The organism is Rhodovulum sp. DZ06, assembly GCF_050586345.1.
In the GTDB taxonomy this organism is placed as follows: Bacteria; Pseudomonadota; Alphaproteobacteria; order Rhodobacterales; family Rhodobacteraceae; genus JBOCEF01.
In genome coordinates, this window is record NZ_JBOCEF010000021.1 from 1 (window position 1) to 14,632 (window position 14,632).

General features: G+C 73.7%; 12 protein-coding genes and 2 tRNA genes. 8 read left to right on the top strand and 6 right to left on the bottom strand.

All coding sequences use genetic code 11. The features are described 5' to 3' along the window. Positions 1–296 precede the first annotated feature (296 nt). Together ACQ5SO_RS10895 and ACQ5SO_RS10900 are read left to right on the top strand one after the other, a co-directional pair. A complete protein-coding gene (locus ACQ5SO_RS10895; protein ID WP_430941626.1) occupies positions 297–2,021 on the top strand; it encodes a thiamine pyrophosphate-requiring protein in 1,725 nt (574 codons plus the stop codon). Further along, positions 2,018–2,401 (top strand): DUF427 domain-containing protein, encoded by a 384-nt coding sequence (locus ACQ5SO_RS10900; RefSeq protein ID WP_430941627.1) that lies wholly within the window; start codon positions 2,018–2,020, stop codon positions 2,399–2,401. The genes ACQ5SO_RS10895 and ACQ5SO_RS10900 overlap by 4 nt, the downstream gene beginning before the upstream one ends. Positions 2,402–2,422: 21 nt before the next feature. Here the strand turns inward: ACQ5SO_RS10900 and ACQ5SO_RS10905 are convergent, their stop codons facing one another. From ACQ5SO_RS10905 to ACQ5SO_RS10915, 3 genes are all read right to left on the bottom strand, one after another. Beyond that, positions 2,423–2,818, bottom strand: a complete 396-nt coding sequence (locus ACQ5SO_RS10905) for a DUF2147 domain-containing protein (protein ID WP_430941628.1) — start codon at positions 2,816–2,818, stop codon at positions 2,423–2,425. A 214-nt stretch (positions 2,819–3,032) separates the two neighbouring features. Then, a tRNA-Gly gene (locus ACQ5SO_RS10910) sits at positions 3,033–3,107 on the bottom strand. A gap of 45 nt (positions 3,108–3,152) precedes the next feature. Further along, entirely contained in the window at positions 3,153–3,752 is a 600-nt protein-coding gene (locus tag ACQ5SO_RS10915; protein ID WP_430941629.1) for a TetR/AcrR family transcriptional regulator, read from the bottom strand. 122 nt (positions 3,753–3,874) lie between these two features. Here ACQ5SO_RS10915 and ACQ5SO_RS10920 point away from each other — a divergent pair, with 122 nt between their 5' ends. After that, positions 3,875–4,525, top strand: coding sequence for a DUF2306 domain-containing protein (locus ACQ5SO_RS10920; RefSeq protein ID WP_430941630.1), 651 nt, complete (start codon positions 3,875–3,877; stop codon positions 4,523–4,525). A 62-nt stretch (positions 4,526–4,587) separates the two neighbouring features. Here ACQ5SO_RS10920 and ACQ5SO_RS10925 read toward each other — a convergent pair. After that, a tRNA-Gly gene (locus tag ACQ5SO_RS10925) sits at positions 4,588–4,662 on the bottom strand. Positions 4,663–4,829: 167 nt separating this feature from the next. Here ACQ5SO_RS10925 and ACQ5SO_RS10930 point away from each other — a divergent pair. Both ACQ5SO_RS10930 and ACQ5SO_RS10935 read left to right on the top strand, forming a co-directional pair. Further along, positions 4,830–7,073 carry a glycosyltransferase gene (locus ACQ5SO_RS10930; protein ID WP_430941631.1) on the top strand — a complete coding sequence of 748 codons (2,244 nt, stop codon included), beginning with the start codon at positions 4,830–4,832 and terminating at the stop codon, positions 7,071–7,073. A 156-nt stretch (positions 7,074–7,229) separates the two neighbouring features. Next, positions 7,230–7,916 carry a carbonic anhydrase gene (locus ACQ5SO_RS10935; RefSeq protein ID WP_430941632.1) on the top strand — a complete coding sequence of 229 codons (687 nt, stop codon included), beginning with the start codon at positions 7,230–7,232 and terminating at the stop codon, positions 7,914–7,916. Between the two features lie 25 nt (positions 7,917–7,941). Here the strand turns inward: ACQ5SO_RS10935 and ACQ5SO_RS10940 are convergent, their stop codons facing one another. Further along, on the bottom strand, positions 7,942–8,943 hold the full coding sequence (locus ACQ5SO_RS10940; protein WP_430941633.1) for a hypothetical protein: 1,002 nt from the start codon (positions 8,941–8,943) through the stop codon (positions 7,942–7,944). A gap of 150 nt (positions 8,944–9,093) precedes the next feature. On the opposite strand from ACQ5SO_RS10940, the gene ACQ5SO_RS10945 reads away from it, so the two are divergent. Further along, positions 9,094–10,521: a hypothetical protein gene (locus ACQ5SO_RS10945; RefSeq protein ID WP_430941634.1), complete on the top strand. Its 1,428-nt coding sequence runs from the start codon at positions 9,094–9,096 to the stop codon at positions 10,519–10,521. Positions 10,522–10,725: 204 nt separating this feature from the next. Here ACQ5SO_RS10945 and ACQ5SO_RS10950 read toward each other — a convergent pair whose 3' ends face one another. Beyond that, complete coding sequence (locus ACQ5SO_RS10950) at positions 10,726–11,181, bottom strand: GatB/YqeY domain-containing protein (RefSeq protein ID WP_430941635.1); 456 nt, start codon at positions 11,179–11,181, stop codon at positions 10,726–10,728. A 211-nt stretch (positions 11,182–11,392) separates the two neighbouring features. Here ACQ5SO_RS10950 and carA point away from each other — a divergent pair, with 211 nt between their 5' ends. Further along, positions 11,393–12,574, top strand: coding sequence for a glutamine-hydrolyzing carbamoyl-phosphate synthase small subunit (carA, locus tag ACQ5SO_RS10955; protein WP_430941636.1), 1,182 nt, complete (start codon positions 11,393–11,395; stop codon positions 12,572–12,574). A gap of 179 nt (positions 12,575–12,753) precedes the next feature. Further along, positions 12,754–14,631 (top strand): glycosyltransferase, encoded by a 1,878-nt coding sequence (locus ACQ5SO_RS10960; RefSeq protein ID WP_430941637.1) that lies wholly within the window; start codon positions 12,754–12,756, stop codon positions 14,629–14,631. Position 14,632: the final 1 nt, after the last annotated feature.

A 14,632-nucleotide genomic window follows, 5' to 3' on the forward strand; every position in this document is an offset into this window, starting at 1 on the left:
CCCCCCCCCCCCCCCCCCCCCCCCCCCCCCCCCCCCCCCCCCCCCCCCCCCCCCCCCCCCCCCCCCCCCCCCCCCTCACCCCCCCCCCCCCCCCCCCCCCCCCCCCCCCGTCGCGTTTCAGGCCCCCGGGGCGCCCTGCGCGGCCGCTGAACCGGGGGCGCCGGGGGGCCGCCGTCTCTGCGTCCCGCCCTTTGCGCCCCGCCGCGCCCGCTTGCCCTTCCCGCCGCCGCGGGCCAACGTGTTGACTAATCATCATCAGCGCCGCGGCAGACGGCGCAGGGCAGGAGGGACGCCGGATGGACGGCTCGGACACCAAGGGCGCGCAGGGCGTCACCGCCGGGGGCGCGATCTTCGCCCGGCTCAAGGCGCTCGGCGTCTCCCATGTCTTCGTGAACTCGGGCACGGATTTCCCGCCGATCATCGAGGGGCTGGCCCGCGCCGCCGCGGCGGGCGAGGACCTGCCGGTGGCCGTCACCTGCCCGCATGAACATGCCGCGCTGGGGATGGCCATGGGGATGCACTACGCGACCGGCGGGCTGCAGGCGGTGATGCTGCACACCAATGTGGGCCTTGCGAACGGCGCGGCGGGGGCGATCAACGCCGCGATGGACCGCACGCCGATGGTGCTGATGTCGGGCCGCACGCCGACGACGGAACAGGGCCGCTTCGGCGCCCGCACCGTGCCCATCGGCTGGGGGCAGGAGATGCGGGACCAGCACGCCCTGGTGCGCGAGATTTCCAAGTGGGATTATGAGCTTCGCATCCCCGAGATGATCGGAGAGATGCTCGACCGCGCCGCCGCCATATCGCTGTCCGAGCCGCAGGGTCCGACCTACCTGTCCCTGCCGCGCGAGGTGCTGTGCGAGGAGGTCCCGCAGCTGGACCTCTCGGCCCCGCCCTCGATGACCGCGACCCGCGCCGGGCCGGACCCGGCGGGATTCGCCCGGCTGGCCGAGCTGATCGCCGCGGCCGAGCGCCCGGTGATCGTCGCGCAGCGCGGCTGCGGGACGGAGGAGGGCTTCGCCGCGCTCGCCCGCATCGCCGAAGGCTGGGGCCTGCCGGTCTGCCGCTGGTGGTGCAACGCGCTGCCGCTGGCGGATTCCCACCCGATGAATGTGGGCGGCGACCCGGCGCCGTGGCTGGCGGAGGCGGACCTGGTGCTGGTGCTCGACGCCCTCGCGCCCTGGGGGCCGGACATGCACCCGCTCAGCCCCGCGGCGGTGGTGGTGCAGATGGGGCCCGATCCGCTCTATGCCCGCCAGCCGGTGCGCAACTTCGCCGCCCACCTGGCGCTCTCCTGCAAGACCGAGGACGGGCTGGCGGCGCTGGAAGACGCGCTGTCCGCCCATGCGCCGGGCGATGCCGCAACCGCGCGCCGCGAGCGCATCGGCAAGGAAACGGCGGCTCGCCGCGCCGCCATCCGCGCCGAGGCCGAGGCGGGCGCGGGGGCCGAGGACGGGCCGCGCATGACCAAGGCCCATGTCGCCCTGCGGCTTGGCGAGGCCCTCGAAGGCCGCCGCGCCACGGTGCTGTCGGAGCTCGGCGTGCCGCTGGACCCGCTGGCGCTGGAGGCGCATGGCTCCTGGCGGCAGGAGCCGCATTCCGGCGGCCTCGGCTGGGCCTTCCCGGCGGGGCTGGGGATGAAGCTCGCCGATCCGGGGCGCACGGTGGTGGCGACGATGGGGGATGGCAGCTACCTGTTCGCCAACCCCGCCGCCTGCCACCAGATCGCCGAGGCGCTGGGCATCGCGCTGGTGATCGTCGTCGTGAACAACGAGGAATGGGGCGCCGTGCGCCAGTCGGTCGCCGGGATGTACCCGGGCGGGGCCGCGGCCTCGGCCAACACCATGCCGCTGACCTCGCTCTCGCCCGTCCCGGACCTCGTGAAGATCGCCGAGGCCAGCCGCGCCCATGCCGAGCGGGTGGACCGGGCCGAGGACCTGCCCGCCGCCCTGTCCCGCGCCCTCGAGGCCGCCGAGGCGGGCCGCTGCGCGCTGGTCGAAGCGATGGTGCGCCCGTGACCGAGAGCTTCACCGTCATGAACCCCGAGAACCGGGCGCATTACATGCGCGTGCGCCCGGCGGGGAAGCGGGTGGAGATCCGGCTCGGGGACGTCCTGCTGGCGCGCAGCGAGGACGCGCTTCGGGTGCTGGAATGCGGGCGGGACCTCTACGACCCGGTCCTCTACCTGCCCGCCGCGGACATCGCCGCGCCGCTGGCCCCGGCGGAGAAACGCACGCGCTGTCCGATCAAGGGGGCGGCGCGGTATCGCGACCTCGCCGATGGTTCGGCCCCCGAGATCGCCTGGGTTTACGAGGACCCCGTCCCGGGGGCCGAGCGCCTCGCGGGCCGCATCGCCTTCGACGCGGCCCGGGTGACGATCATCGAATCGCCGCTCTGACGGGGCGGCGAGGGCCGGGCGTCACTTCACCCGGGTCCAGTCCTGCCCGCGGCAGATGATGAAGACGCAGCCCTCGACCTTCAGCAGGTCGGCGCCGTCCAGCTCCATGTTGGCCGAGTAGGTCTTGTCGTCATCCGGGGCCCAGATCTTGCCGTCATCGTACTTGCCGCCGCCCTCGGGTTTCATGTCGTGGATCATCCTGCGGCCGACGATGCTGTCATCCGCGCCGCCATGGGCGCTGTCGATCACCCCGCAGGTCAGCGCGGGATCGGCCTCGCACGGGCCGACGCGGACATGCAGGTAGCGCCCCGCGTCATTGGCCTCGGTCTTCCACAGGCCATGCACGGGGTCGGCGGCGAAGGCGGGGGCGGCGAGCGCCGCGGCGACAAGCGCGCCGGCGCAGGCGGTTCGGATCATGGCGGTGTCCTCCCAGACGTCATGATGCATTGGACGTTGACGCGAACGTCGACATCCCATGGTGGGCCCTGCATTGCGGCGAGGAAAAGGCGGCGGGCGTCGGGCCGGGGCATGACGTTGCGTCCTGCCGCGGCGTCGTCCCGCGCGGCGTGGGCGCGGGGGGAGGCGGAAACGAAAAAGGCCGCGTCCCGAAGGACGCGGCCCTGTTTCGCAATGGAGCGGGCGATGAGATTCGAACTCACGACCCCAACCTTGGCAAGGTTGTGCTCTACCCCTGAGCTACGCCCGCGCCCCGTTGCGTGGAGCGGGGATATAAAGGGGGCCGCGGGGGGCGTCAAGCGCTGTTCGGCGGATTTCCGATCTGATCGAGAAGGGCGGTCACCGCCGCGAAGCCGCCGCCATCCTCGGCGGCCGGATCGACCTGCCCGGCCTCGGCCAGGAAGGCGTAGCCATGGGCCAGCGACCACACCTGCATCGACATCGTGCGCAGCTCCCGCTCGGACCGCGCGAAGGGGGCGCAGGCGCTTTCCAGCGCGATCCAGGAGCGGTCGGCCGCCGCCTTCACCGCCGGGTCGTAGGTCGCCGGGCGCTCGGCCTTGCGGAACATCAGGCTGAACAGGCCCGAGTGGTCCTGCGCGAAGGCCATGTAGCCGCGCACCAGCGCCCGCAGCCGCCCGCGCGGGTCGGTTTCGGGGATCTCGGCCGCCGCCGATTCCAGCGCGTCGGCGAAGCGTTCGAAGCCGCGGCCCGCCACCGCGACCAGCAGCCCGTCCAGCCCGTCGAAATGGTGCGCGGGCGCTGCGTGGGACACCCCCGCGCGGGCGGCGCAGCGGCGCAGGGTCAGCGCCTCGCGCCCGCCCTCGGCAAGAAGGGCGCAGGCCGAATCGATCAGCGTGTCGCGCAGGCTGGGGCGGGCGGTCGAAGCGTCGGTCATGGGCCCATCTGGGGGCGCCGGCTTTACACTGTCAATCCAGGCTTGATCCGGGGCGCGGGTCAGCTTTACAGTGTCAAGCAACTTGACAGTGTAAAGCGATTCCCAACCCGGAGGTTCCCGCCATGACGCCGTTCCCCCCGCGCCGCCGCGCCGGCTTCTCCCGTTCCGCCCTCGGGCGCTGGTGCCTGTGGCTGACCGCGCCGCTGGTGGCGCTGGCCTCGGTCCGTTACCTGGCCTTCCCGATCGCGGAGGCGGCCCCGCATTTCACCCATCACGTCGCCGCCCGCGCGCCCGCCTTCTACGCCCACGTGACGCTGGCGGCGGTGGCGCTTGGGCTGCTGCCGCTGCAGCTCTCGGCGCGGCTGCGGGCGCGGCGCCCGGGGCTGCACCGCTGGAGCGGGCGCCTCGCGGCGGCCTGCATGACGGTCGGCGGCGTCTCGGGAATCTGGCTGGCGGCGCATGTCGCGGCCGGGCCGTCGGCGGCCTTCGGCTTCGGGCTGCTCGGGGCGCTGTGGATCGCCTGCGCCGGGCTGGGGGTCGCGACGGCGCTGCGCCGCGATCTCGCCGCCCACCGGGCCTGGATGATCCGCGCCGCGGCGCTGACCATGGCGGCGCTGTCGCTGCGCCTGCAGCTGCCGGTCGCGATGGCGCTGGGGCAGGACTACGACGCCGCCGCGACCTGGATCGCCTGGAGCTGCTGGGTCCCCAACCTGTTGATCGCCGAGGCGTATCTGCGCCGGGGCAGGGCGCCTGCCGCGGCCGTCCCGGCCTGACGCCGCGCGCCGCCGGAAACGCAAAAGGCCGGCCCCGAGGGGCCGGCCTTTTGGTGTCGCAATGGAGCGGGCGATGAGATTCGAACTCACGACCCCAACCTTGGCAAGGTTGTGCTCTACCCCTGAGCTACGCCCGCGATCCGTTGCGTGAGGGCGGTTTATATAGATTCGCGGACCCGGTGCAAGAGCGATTTTCACCCGCCCCCGCGGCCCGCCCGAAGGGGGTTAACCTCGCTTAAATCCGCCGCCCGGAAACTGCCCCGGGCCGCCTGAAGCGCGGCGCATTCGACAGCCCGGAGCGGCCATGCGCATTCTTTACCTGACGTTCGAGTTTCCGCCCGGCTTCGGCGGCGGCCTGTCCACCTACATGGCCCAGGTCTGCGCGGCGCACAGCGCACGGGGGGACGAGGTGCACGTGCTCGCGCTCGACGCGCCGCACCGCGCGGGGCGCAAGGAATTCCTGCCCGGGGTGCAGGTCCACCGCTTCGCCGCGGGGACGCGGCGCGAATACGACTGGTTCGGGCACTGGCCCGCGGTCTCGGTCGATTTCGCCGACCGCGCGGCGCGGATCATCCGCGATCACGGGCCGTTCGACGCGGTCGAGGTCCCGGACGGGTTCGGCATCGGCTACATGCTGCTGCAACGGCGGCTGACGGGCGACCCGGCCTTCGCCGACACGCCGGTCATCACGCTGGCGCACACGCCGACCTACCTGATCGACCGGCTCAACGACCAGCCGACCCACCGCCTGCCCGTCTACTGGCAGGGGGTGATGGAGAAATTCAGCCTGCTCGCCGCCGACGCGGTGGTCAGCCCCAGCCGCGCGCTGGTCGACCGGATCGAGGCGGATCTCGGCAAGCCCCTCGGCGCCCAGGTGATCCGCAACCCGATGGCCGTCCCCGCGGGGCCGATCCAGGCCGATGCGCCGCCGAAGGGCGGGTTCTTCATGGCCTCGCGCCTCGCCTACTGGAAGGGGGCGGAGCGGCTGCCGGCCCTGTTCCGGGACGCCTGGGCGCAGGGGCTGGACGCGCCGCTGACCCTCTATGGCGGCGACACCGATTTCGCCGCCGCCGGCCGCTCGATGCGCGCGCACCTGGAGGACCGCTACGCCCGGGAGATCGCCGCGGGCCGCCTGCGCCTGCCGGGGCCCGTCCCGCGCGTGCGCATCGACGTGGAGACCGCGGACGCCATCGCCCAGGTCCACCCGTCGCTGTTCGACAATTTCCCCTATTCGGCGCTCGAGAGCATGGCCGCGGGCCGGGTGACGATCCTGCATGACCAGGGCGGGCATCTCGAGATCGTCGAGAACGGGGTGTCCGCCATCACCGCCGACCTCTCGGACGCGCAGGCGGGCGTCGCCGCCCTGCGCCGCGCCGCCGAGATGCCGCCGGAGGCCCGCGCCGCCATGGGCCGCGCCGCGCGCGAGGCGGTGCGCGCCGCCTGCGATCCCGCGGCCGTGCTGGCGCAGAAGGCCGAGCTGGTCGAGGAGCTCCAGGCCCGCAACGCCCCCCGCCGCCTGTTCCCCTTCATCGCCGGGCCCGCCCGCGACGTGCGCCCCCTGCGCGAACGCGGGGCCGAGGGGCGGCTGTCGGTCGTCATCCCCTTCTACAACATGGGAAAATACATCGACGAGACGCTGGTCAGCGTGCTCTGCGCCGACTGGCCCGAGATCGAGGTGGTGCTGGTCGACGACGGCTCGACCGACCCGGCCAGCCTCGACGCCCTCGCGCGGATCGAGCGGGAGGCGGAGAACTGGCCTCCCGGCCGCACCCTGCAGCTGCTGCGCGGGCCCAACCGCGGCGTCGCCGCCGCCCGCAACCGCGGCGCCGAGGCGGCGAGCGGCGCGCTGATGGCGCTGCTCGACGCCGACGACGTGGTGCAGCCCGACTATTACCGCCGTGCCGTCGCGGTGCTCGAAGGCTATGACAACCTCGCCTTCGTCGGCTGCTGGAACGAGGATTTCCGGGACGAGAGCGGCGAGACGATCCGCGTCTGGTCCACCTGGAACCCCGAGCCGCCGAGCCAGCTGATCTTCAACATGACCAACTGCCAGGGCCTGGTGTACTGGCGCGCCGCCTTCCTCGAGGCCGGGCGCCACGACCCCTCCCTGCGCATGTTCCTCGACGACTGGGAATCGGTGATCTCTCTGATGGCCGCGGGGCTGCGCGGGGCGATGCTGCCCGCGCCCCTCTTCCGCTACCGCATCCGCGACGCCTCGATCTTCCGCTCGAAACGGGGATTGTGGGAGGTGAACTACGAGAAGATCGCCGCCAAGCACGCCGACTATTTCAACCGCTTCGGGGCCGAGATCGCCGCTTTCCTCAACGCCAACGGCCCGAACGAGAATTACCACATCCCGGGCCATGCCTCCGGCCACCGGCCCGGCGACGTGCCCGCCGCGGCAGAGCCGCCCTGGGTGCGCCAGGCGCGGGAGCACCGGATCATGGGCGTCATGGCCTTCATGTCGAATTTCTTCGTGAAGAACCCGCTCGGCCGGTTCCTCAGCCGCAATCGCGCCGTCCACCGCATCGCGCAGCGGTTCCTCTAGCGCCCGTCCTCGCCCGCGCCCCGCCCGCCGCGCCGCGCGGGCGAAGCGGTCCCACGGGCGGGCGGGTCGACGCGCGGCTTCGGAAAGGCTTGCCCCGCGCTGCGCTGCGACATACCTAGTCTCCCCGGTCTGCAACGAACGAGGGGAGCGCCCAGAATGACCGGGTCCGACGACATCAAAGCCGCCGCCAAGCCCAGCGGCGCAGCCCTGCCGTCCTATCTGGCCGACCGGTACCGCGCCTGGCGCGTCAACCGCTTCGCCGAGAACGCCACCTGGTACGCCCGCCTCGCGCAGGACGGCCAGCGCCCCCGCTCGATGATCATCAGCTGCTGCGACAGCCGCGTCGACGCCGTCGCCATGTTCGGCGCCGAGCCGGGCGACCTGTTCGTCGTGCGCAACGTCGCCAACCTGATCCCGCCCTACTCGCCCGACCACAACCACCACGGCACCTCGGCGGCGATCGAATACGCCGTCCGGGCGCTGAAAGTGGCGCATATCGTCGTCGTCGGCCATTCGGGCTGCGGCGGCGTCGCCGCCTGCCATGACATGTGCTCGGGCGCCGCGCCGGAGCTGGACGAGGGCGACAGCTTCGTCGGCCGCTGGATGGACATCCTGCGCCCCGCCTATGAGAAGGTCGCCGAACAGGGCGGCAGCCGCGAGCAGAAGCTCGAGACGCTCGAGCAGCACGGCGTGCGCCATTCGCTCGAGAACCTGATGGGCTTTCCCTTCGTGGCCGAGGCGGTGCGCGACGGTCTCGTCTCGCTCCATGGCGCGTGGATGGACATCGGCTCGGGCAAGCTGCACGCGCTCGACCCCCAGGCGGACATGTTCCGCGAGGTCTGACCGGGCCCGCGCGGCGCCGGGGGCCTCAGTCCTCCAGCGCCGCCGCCTCGCCCGGGCGCACCGGGCGGGTGACGGGCGAGTGCACGTAGCCGGTCCCGTCATGGCGCCAGACCTGCGGGCCGGCGATGCCGTTCACCACCAGGTCGCGGTGCCCGAACGCCCCCGAATCGGCGAGGTTCAGGTCGAAGGCCCGGAACTTCGCCGCCAGCCGCGGCGCGGCCGAGTCGCCCGAGGGCCGGTAGATCCAGTGCGCGCAGCCCTCGGCCGAGCAGAACCGGGCCGAGGTTCCCTGGATCGCCACCGCCGGGGCCGCGTCGGGGATGATCGGCGCAAGGCCGACGCGGAATTCGTCCGGCAGCGCCTGCAGCCCGCCATCCTCGGTCACCGCGGCATGTTCCCAGAACCACAGGAACACGCGGCCCGCCGCCTCGGGGATGTCGTCGCCGAGGCCGAACCACACCACCTGCAGCGCGCCGTCCAGCGCGGCGCCGTATTCCTCGAGCCCGTCCAGCGTCACCGCGTCGTCGCCGAGGTCGGACGCGTAGACGTCGCCGTCGAACTTGAAGACGGTCGGGCGCGGCCCGGCGCCGGCCAGGATGTCGGTCCAGCCGCGGGTGGACGAGGCGGCGAGGCGCGGCGCGCCCACCGTCTCCAGGATCTGCAGCCAGCCCTCCTCGGTGCGCGACAGCACCCACAGCCCGCAGGGCCCCCCGGCGCCGGTCCCGGCGCAGGTGGCCGGGGCGCGGCCGACCGCGACCAGCTCGGGCGGGGCGATGCCGTTCAACTCGCAGCGCGCGAAGGCGAACAGCGCCCCGGGGTCCCGGCCGCGGGCGCGGGCCTCGGCGAACTCGGCGCCGAAACGCTCCTCGGCCAGCTCCGATTCGGCGGGCGAGAGGGCGGAGAACGCCGTCGCCGCCTCCACCGCCCCCGACGGGTCCGCGCAGCCGGACGCCTGCGCCCGCGCGCCGCCGGGCAGGGCGGCCGCGACGGCGGCGAGGATCAGGGCGGGGATGGTGCGGCGCAGCATGGCGACAATCTACCGCGGGGGGCGGAATCCGGGCAAGACACGCGCCCGTGGGGCCTGCGCGCGGCGCCCGTCCTGCTGCGGCAAGGTCACAGGGGTGGCGGCGCGGGGGTGGTTAACCACCTCTAAACCCTGCTTGGCTCAGATACGCGCATGCACCGTTTCGCCCGTTGCCTGATCCATATCGGCGCGCCCAAGACCGGCACCACCTCGCTGCAGGACGTCCTCGCGGCCAACCGGCGGGTCCTGCGCGCCCGGGGGATTCTCTACCCCGCCTGTTTCGGCGGGCGCAGCCACGTGCGCCTCGCAGCCGCGCTGCATCCCGGCCCCTCGCCGCAACTTTCGGCGGCGCTGGAGGCGACGGGGACGGCGGATCGCGCCGCGCTCTGGGACGTCCTGCGCGCGGCCTATGCGCAGGAACTGCGCGCCGCGCTGGCCGAGGCGGCGGCCGAGGGGCGGCCCCCGCCCGACACGCTGGCGCTGTCCTCGGAGTTTTTCTGGAGCCTGCCGGACGGCCCCCCGATGCTGGAGGCGCTGCGCAACTTCGCCGCCGAACAGGCCGGGCGGCTGGAGGTCTTCGCCTGGATCCGGCGGCAGGACGAGTTCGCGGTCTCGATCGCCAGCACCCGGGCGCGGGACGGCAAGGCGGATGCCGAGGCGCCGGTGTTCCCGGCCAACCCGCGCCGGGCCTTCCGCTATGCGCGCGTGATGAAGGAGGCGAAGGCGGCTTTCGGGCGCGACGCGATCACGCTGCGGATCTTCGCGCGCGGCGAGCTGGTCGGCGGCGACATCGTCGAGGACGCCTTCGCGGCGATGGGCCTCGGGGCGACCGACGGGCTGGCGCGCCCGCCGCGGCGGAACCGGGCGCTGCGCCCGGAAATGCAGTCCTGGCTGGCGCGGCTGGCCGAGATCGCGCCCGACCGTTACGGCCGCGGCGCGGGCGAGCGGATCGATATCGGGCGGCTGGCCGAGCGCCATGCGGGCGGCGGCGCCCGGCCCGCCCGCGCCGCCGCCGCGCGGTTCATGGCGATGTTCGAGAAGGCGAACGAGGCGCTGCGGGCCGAGTGGTTGCCGGAGCGGGAGACGCTGTTCCCCCCGCCCCCGCGCTGGCCGCGCGAGGCCGACCCGCCCGCCGACGCGGCCGCGCTGATGGCCGTCACCCATGACGCGCTGTGCTGGAAGGAGGCGGAGATCGCGGGCCTGGCCGCGCGCCTCGCGCTGGCCGAGGGGCGCGAGGAGGAGGCCTGGCCCGCCTTCGCCCGCGCCGCCGCGCTGTGGCCCGCGGCGCCGGGGCTGGCCCGGGCCTGGGCGGAGGCGCTGCTCGGGGCCCGCGCCGCGCCGACCGATAGCTGCCGCGCCGCCGCCGCGGCGCTGGAGGAGGCGGCGCGCGAGGCGACCGAGGACGGGGCGCTGCGGCTGCGGCTGCTGCGCGGGCGCCTGCTGCTGCGGGCCGGGGACGCGGAGGCGGCCCTCGCCGCCGCCGATGCGCTCGAGGCCGAGCGCCCGGGCCATGACGGCGTGCGCCGGCTGGCCGCGGCCGCCCGGGGCGCGCGCCGCCCGAAGCGGGCCGCGGCGGGCTGAGCGGGCCGCGCCCCGGCGGCTGCGCCCGCGGCGGGCCGGGCGCCGGCGCGGCGGCCGCGGCCGGGCGCGTGCGGCGCCGGGGCGGGCCGCGCATGGCGCGCGCAAAAGCGGACGCCGCGCCCGGGGAAAGCCGGGCGCGGCGTCGACATGTTTCCTTTGGGGCGTTCGCGGGGGCGCGCCGGGCGGGAGGTCCGCGCCGGGGCCTCAGCCCAGGGCGCTGCGGATCTCCGCCCCCGCCTTGCAAAAGTCCATCCGCCCGCGATAGCGCGACTTCAGCGTGCCCATCACCGCGCCCATGTCGCGGATCGACTTCGCCTTGGTCTCGGCGATCGCCTCGGAAATGGCCTTGCGCGCCTCCTCCTCGGAGAGCGGGCGGGGCAGGAACTCCCGGATCACCTCGATTTCCTCGTGCTCGCGGCGCGCGTCCTCGATGCGGCCCGATTCCTCGTACCGCTGGGCGCTTTCCTCGCGCTGCGAAATCATCTGGGAGAGGATCTGGACGAGCTCGGGGTCCGTCATGCAGTCGGGCCCGTCATCGGCCCCCCGGGCGGCCATGTCCCGGTCCTTGATGGCGGCGCAGATGAGGCGCAACGTGGCGACCCGGGTTCGGTCGTCGCTTTCAAGCGCATCCTCGAGCGCGGCCTTGATGCGGTTACGCATGTAGCCTTCCTGTGCAGGGCCCCGCAGGGGGCACGTCCGGCGACCATACATAAAGCGCACTGAGTCGCCAACGATCCGTTAATTGCGGCAAGTTTTTGATCGTGCATGGTTAATTTGCAGGCAGACAGCGCGCTTGACCCGCGCCGCGCCGCTCACTAGGTTGCCGCGGCCTCAAGGCCCCCCTCATATCCGCCAGTCAGGAGCCGCGCGCATGTCCGACGCCCAGACCAAGGCCGCCGCCACCCCGCCCACGGGGATCGCGTCCGCCCGCCCGACCGCCTGCCTCGCGCTTGCCGACGGCACCGTGTTCATGGGCCGCGGCTTCGGCGCCGAGGGCGTCGCCTCCGGCGAACTGTGCTTCAACACGGCCATGACCGGCTACCAGGAGATCATGACCGACCCGTCCTATGCGGGCCAGGTGGTGACCTTCACCTTCCCCCATATCGGCAATACCGGCGCCAATGCCGAGGATGACGAGACCGCCGACCCGGTCGCCCTTGGGATGGTGGTGAAATGGGACCCGACCGAGCCGTCGAACTGGCGCTCGGCCGAGACGCTGTCCGAATGGCTCGCCCGCAAGGGCCGGATCGCCATCGGCGGCATCGACACCCGGCGGCTGACCCGCGCGATCCGCATGAACGGCGCGCCGCATTGCGCCGTGGAATACCGCGAGGACGGGAATTTCGACGTGCCCGCGCTGATCGAGAAGGCCCGCGCCTTCGCGGGCCTCGAGGGGCTGGACCTGGCCAAGGAAGTCTCCTGCACCCAGTCCTATCGCTGGGACGAGATGCGCTGGGCCTGGCCCGACGGCTATCCGAAGCGCGAGACCCCTGGGCGGCGCGTCGTGGCGGTCGATTTCGGCGCCAAGCGCAACATCCTGCGCTGCCTCGCCTCGGCCGGCGCGGACGTCACCGTGCTGCCCGCCACCGCGACGGCGGAAGAGGTGCTGGCCCTGAACCCCGAGGGCGTGTTCCTCTCGAACGGCCCCGGCGATCCCGCGGCGACCGGCGAATACGCCGTGCCGATGATCAAGGGCGTGCTCGCGGCGAACATCCCGGTGTTCGGCATCTGCCTCGGCCACCAGATGCTGGCCCTCGCGCTCGGCGCCAAGACCGTCAAGATGTCCCACGGCCATCACGGCGCGAACCACCCGGTGAAGGAGCTGGCGACCGGCAAGGTCGAGATCACCTCCATGAACCATGGCTTCGCGGTGGATGCGCAGACCCTGCCCGAGGGCGTGATCGAGACCCATGTCTCGCTGTTCGACGGGTCCAATTGCGGCATCGCCATGGAAGGGCGCCCGGTCTTCTCGGTGCAGCATCACCCCGAGGCGAGCCCCGGCCCGCAGGACAGCTTCTACCTGTTCGAGCGCTTCGTCGCCTCGATGGTCTGAAGGCGCGGATTTTAAGTTAATCCATCGGTAACTAGATCCCCGCACCCTGTCGCTCCGGCGATCAAGGTGCGGAGGATTCGGTGTCGGGCGACAGGCCCAGGGATAGCGCGGGCGGCGGACACGTCGCCGCGGTGCGGAGCGTTGCGCCCCGCCCGGCGGTCCCGCGCGCGGGGCGGGGCGTGTATGGGGACCCCTCCGCGCCCAGGCGCCGAATCGGCGAGATCCTGCTGGCGCGGGGCGAGGTCGACCACGCCGCGCTGGCCGCCAGCCTGCGCCGCCAGGCCGCCCAGGGCCCGGGCCGCGCGCGGCTCGGCGAGATTCTCACCGCCCATGGCCATGCCGAGGAAGGCGCCGTCGCGCTGGCGGTGGCCGAACAGCTCGGCCTGCCCTTCGTGGACCTGGAGCGCGACCCGCCGGACCCCGCCGATTTCCCGCCGCACCTGCTCGACGCCGCGCTGCGGTTCCGCGCCGTGCCCTGGCGCGACGCGGATGGAACGCTGCTGCTGGTCGCCGCCGACCCGGATGCGCTGCCCGCCCGGATGGGGCCGCTGCGCCGGGCCTTCCGCCTGCCGAAAGGGGCCGAGCCGGGCATCGCCGCCACGTCCCGGGCCGGGTTCGACCGGTTCCTGCAGATCGCGCATCCCGAGCGGCGGGCCCTGCGCGCCCGCCGCCGTACGCCAAGGGCGCTGAGCGCCGAGGCCCTGACCGCCCCTGCCGCCCGCGCCATGGTCGGCGCCGGGCTGGCCGGGGCCGCCGCCGCGCTGCTGCTGGCGCCGGGGGTGGCGCTGCCGGCGCTGTTCGGGGCCGCGCTGCTGTTCAACCTGGTGAACCTGTGCCTGCGGATCGCGGTCTGCGCCTCGGCGCTCGGCGGCGCCCCGCGGCCCCCCGCCTGCGCGCTGCGCGACCCGGACCGGGCGCTGCCGCGCTCCGCCGCCGCCGCCGCGACGCTGCCGCGGATCTCGCTGCTGATCCCCCTCTACCGCGAACCGGGGATGGTCGCGCCGCTGGTGCAGGCGCTGGCGAAGCTTGAGCACCCGCCCGAGAAGCTCGAAGCGGTGTTCGCGCTGGAGCCGGAGGATGGGGAGACCCTCGCCGCGCTCGACGCCGTGCCGCTGCCGCCGTGGCTCAAGGTCGTGATCACGCCCGAGGGCGGGCCGAAGACCAAGCCGCGGGCGCTGAACCACGCGCTCGATTTCTGCACGGGGGAGATCGTCGGCATCTACGACGCCGAGGACCGGCCCGAGCCGGACCAGCTGCGCAAGGTGGCCGAGGCTTTCGCGCAGGGCTCCGGGCGGCTGGCCTGCGTGCAGGCGCGGCTGGCCTTCCACAACCTGCAGGACGGCTGGATCGCGCGCAGCTTCGCGGTGGAATACGTCACCTGGTTCACGCTGGTGCTGCCGGGGATGGTGCGGATGGGCTTCCCGATCCCGCTCGGCGGCACGTCCGTGTTCTTCCGCCGCTGGGCGCTGGAGCGGATCGGGGCCTGGGACGCGCATAACGTGACCGAGGACGCGGACCTGGGCATCCGCCTGGCGCGCGCGGGCTATGTCACGGGGCTGGTGGATTCGGAAACGCGCGAGGCGGCGACGAAGCGGCCCCTGGCGTGGATCCGGCAACGCTCGCGCTGGCAGAAGGGCTACCTGATGACCTGGCTGGCGCATATGCGCCGCCCCGTGCGGCTGGCGCGGGACCTCGGGCTGCGCGGGTTCCTCGGGTTCCAGGCGCATTTCCTCGGGTCGGCGGCGGCCTTCCTGGGGCTGCCGCTGTTCTGGACCGTTTGGCTGTGGTGGCTGTTCGTCGGCGCCCCGTGGGAGGCGGACTGGTTCCAGGGCGCGTTCGGCGCGGTGCTGTTCGGCGCGCTGGCGCTGGGGCAGATCGCGGCGGTGGGCTCGGCCGCGCTGGCGGTGAAGCTGTCGGGGCGCAAGGGGCTGATGCGGGCGGTGCTGGGCCTGCCGCTCTACTTCCCGCTCGGGTCCGTCTCGGCGGTGAAGGCGACGCTGGAGGCGGCGCTGGCCCCGGCCTTCTGGGACAAGACCGACCACGGGGAGGAGGGGTGAG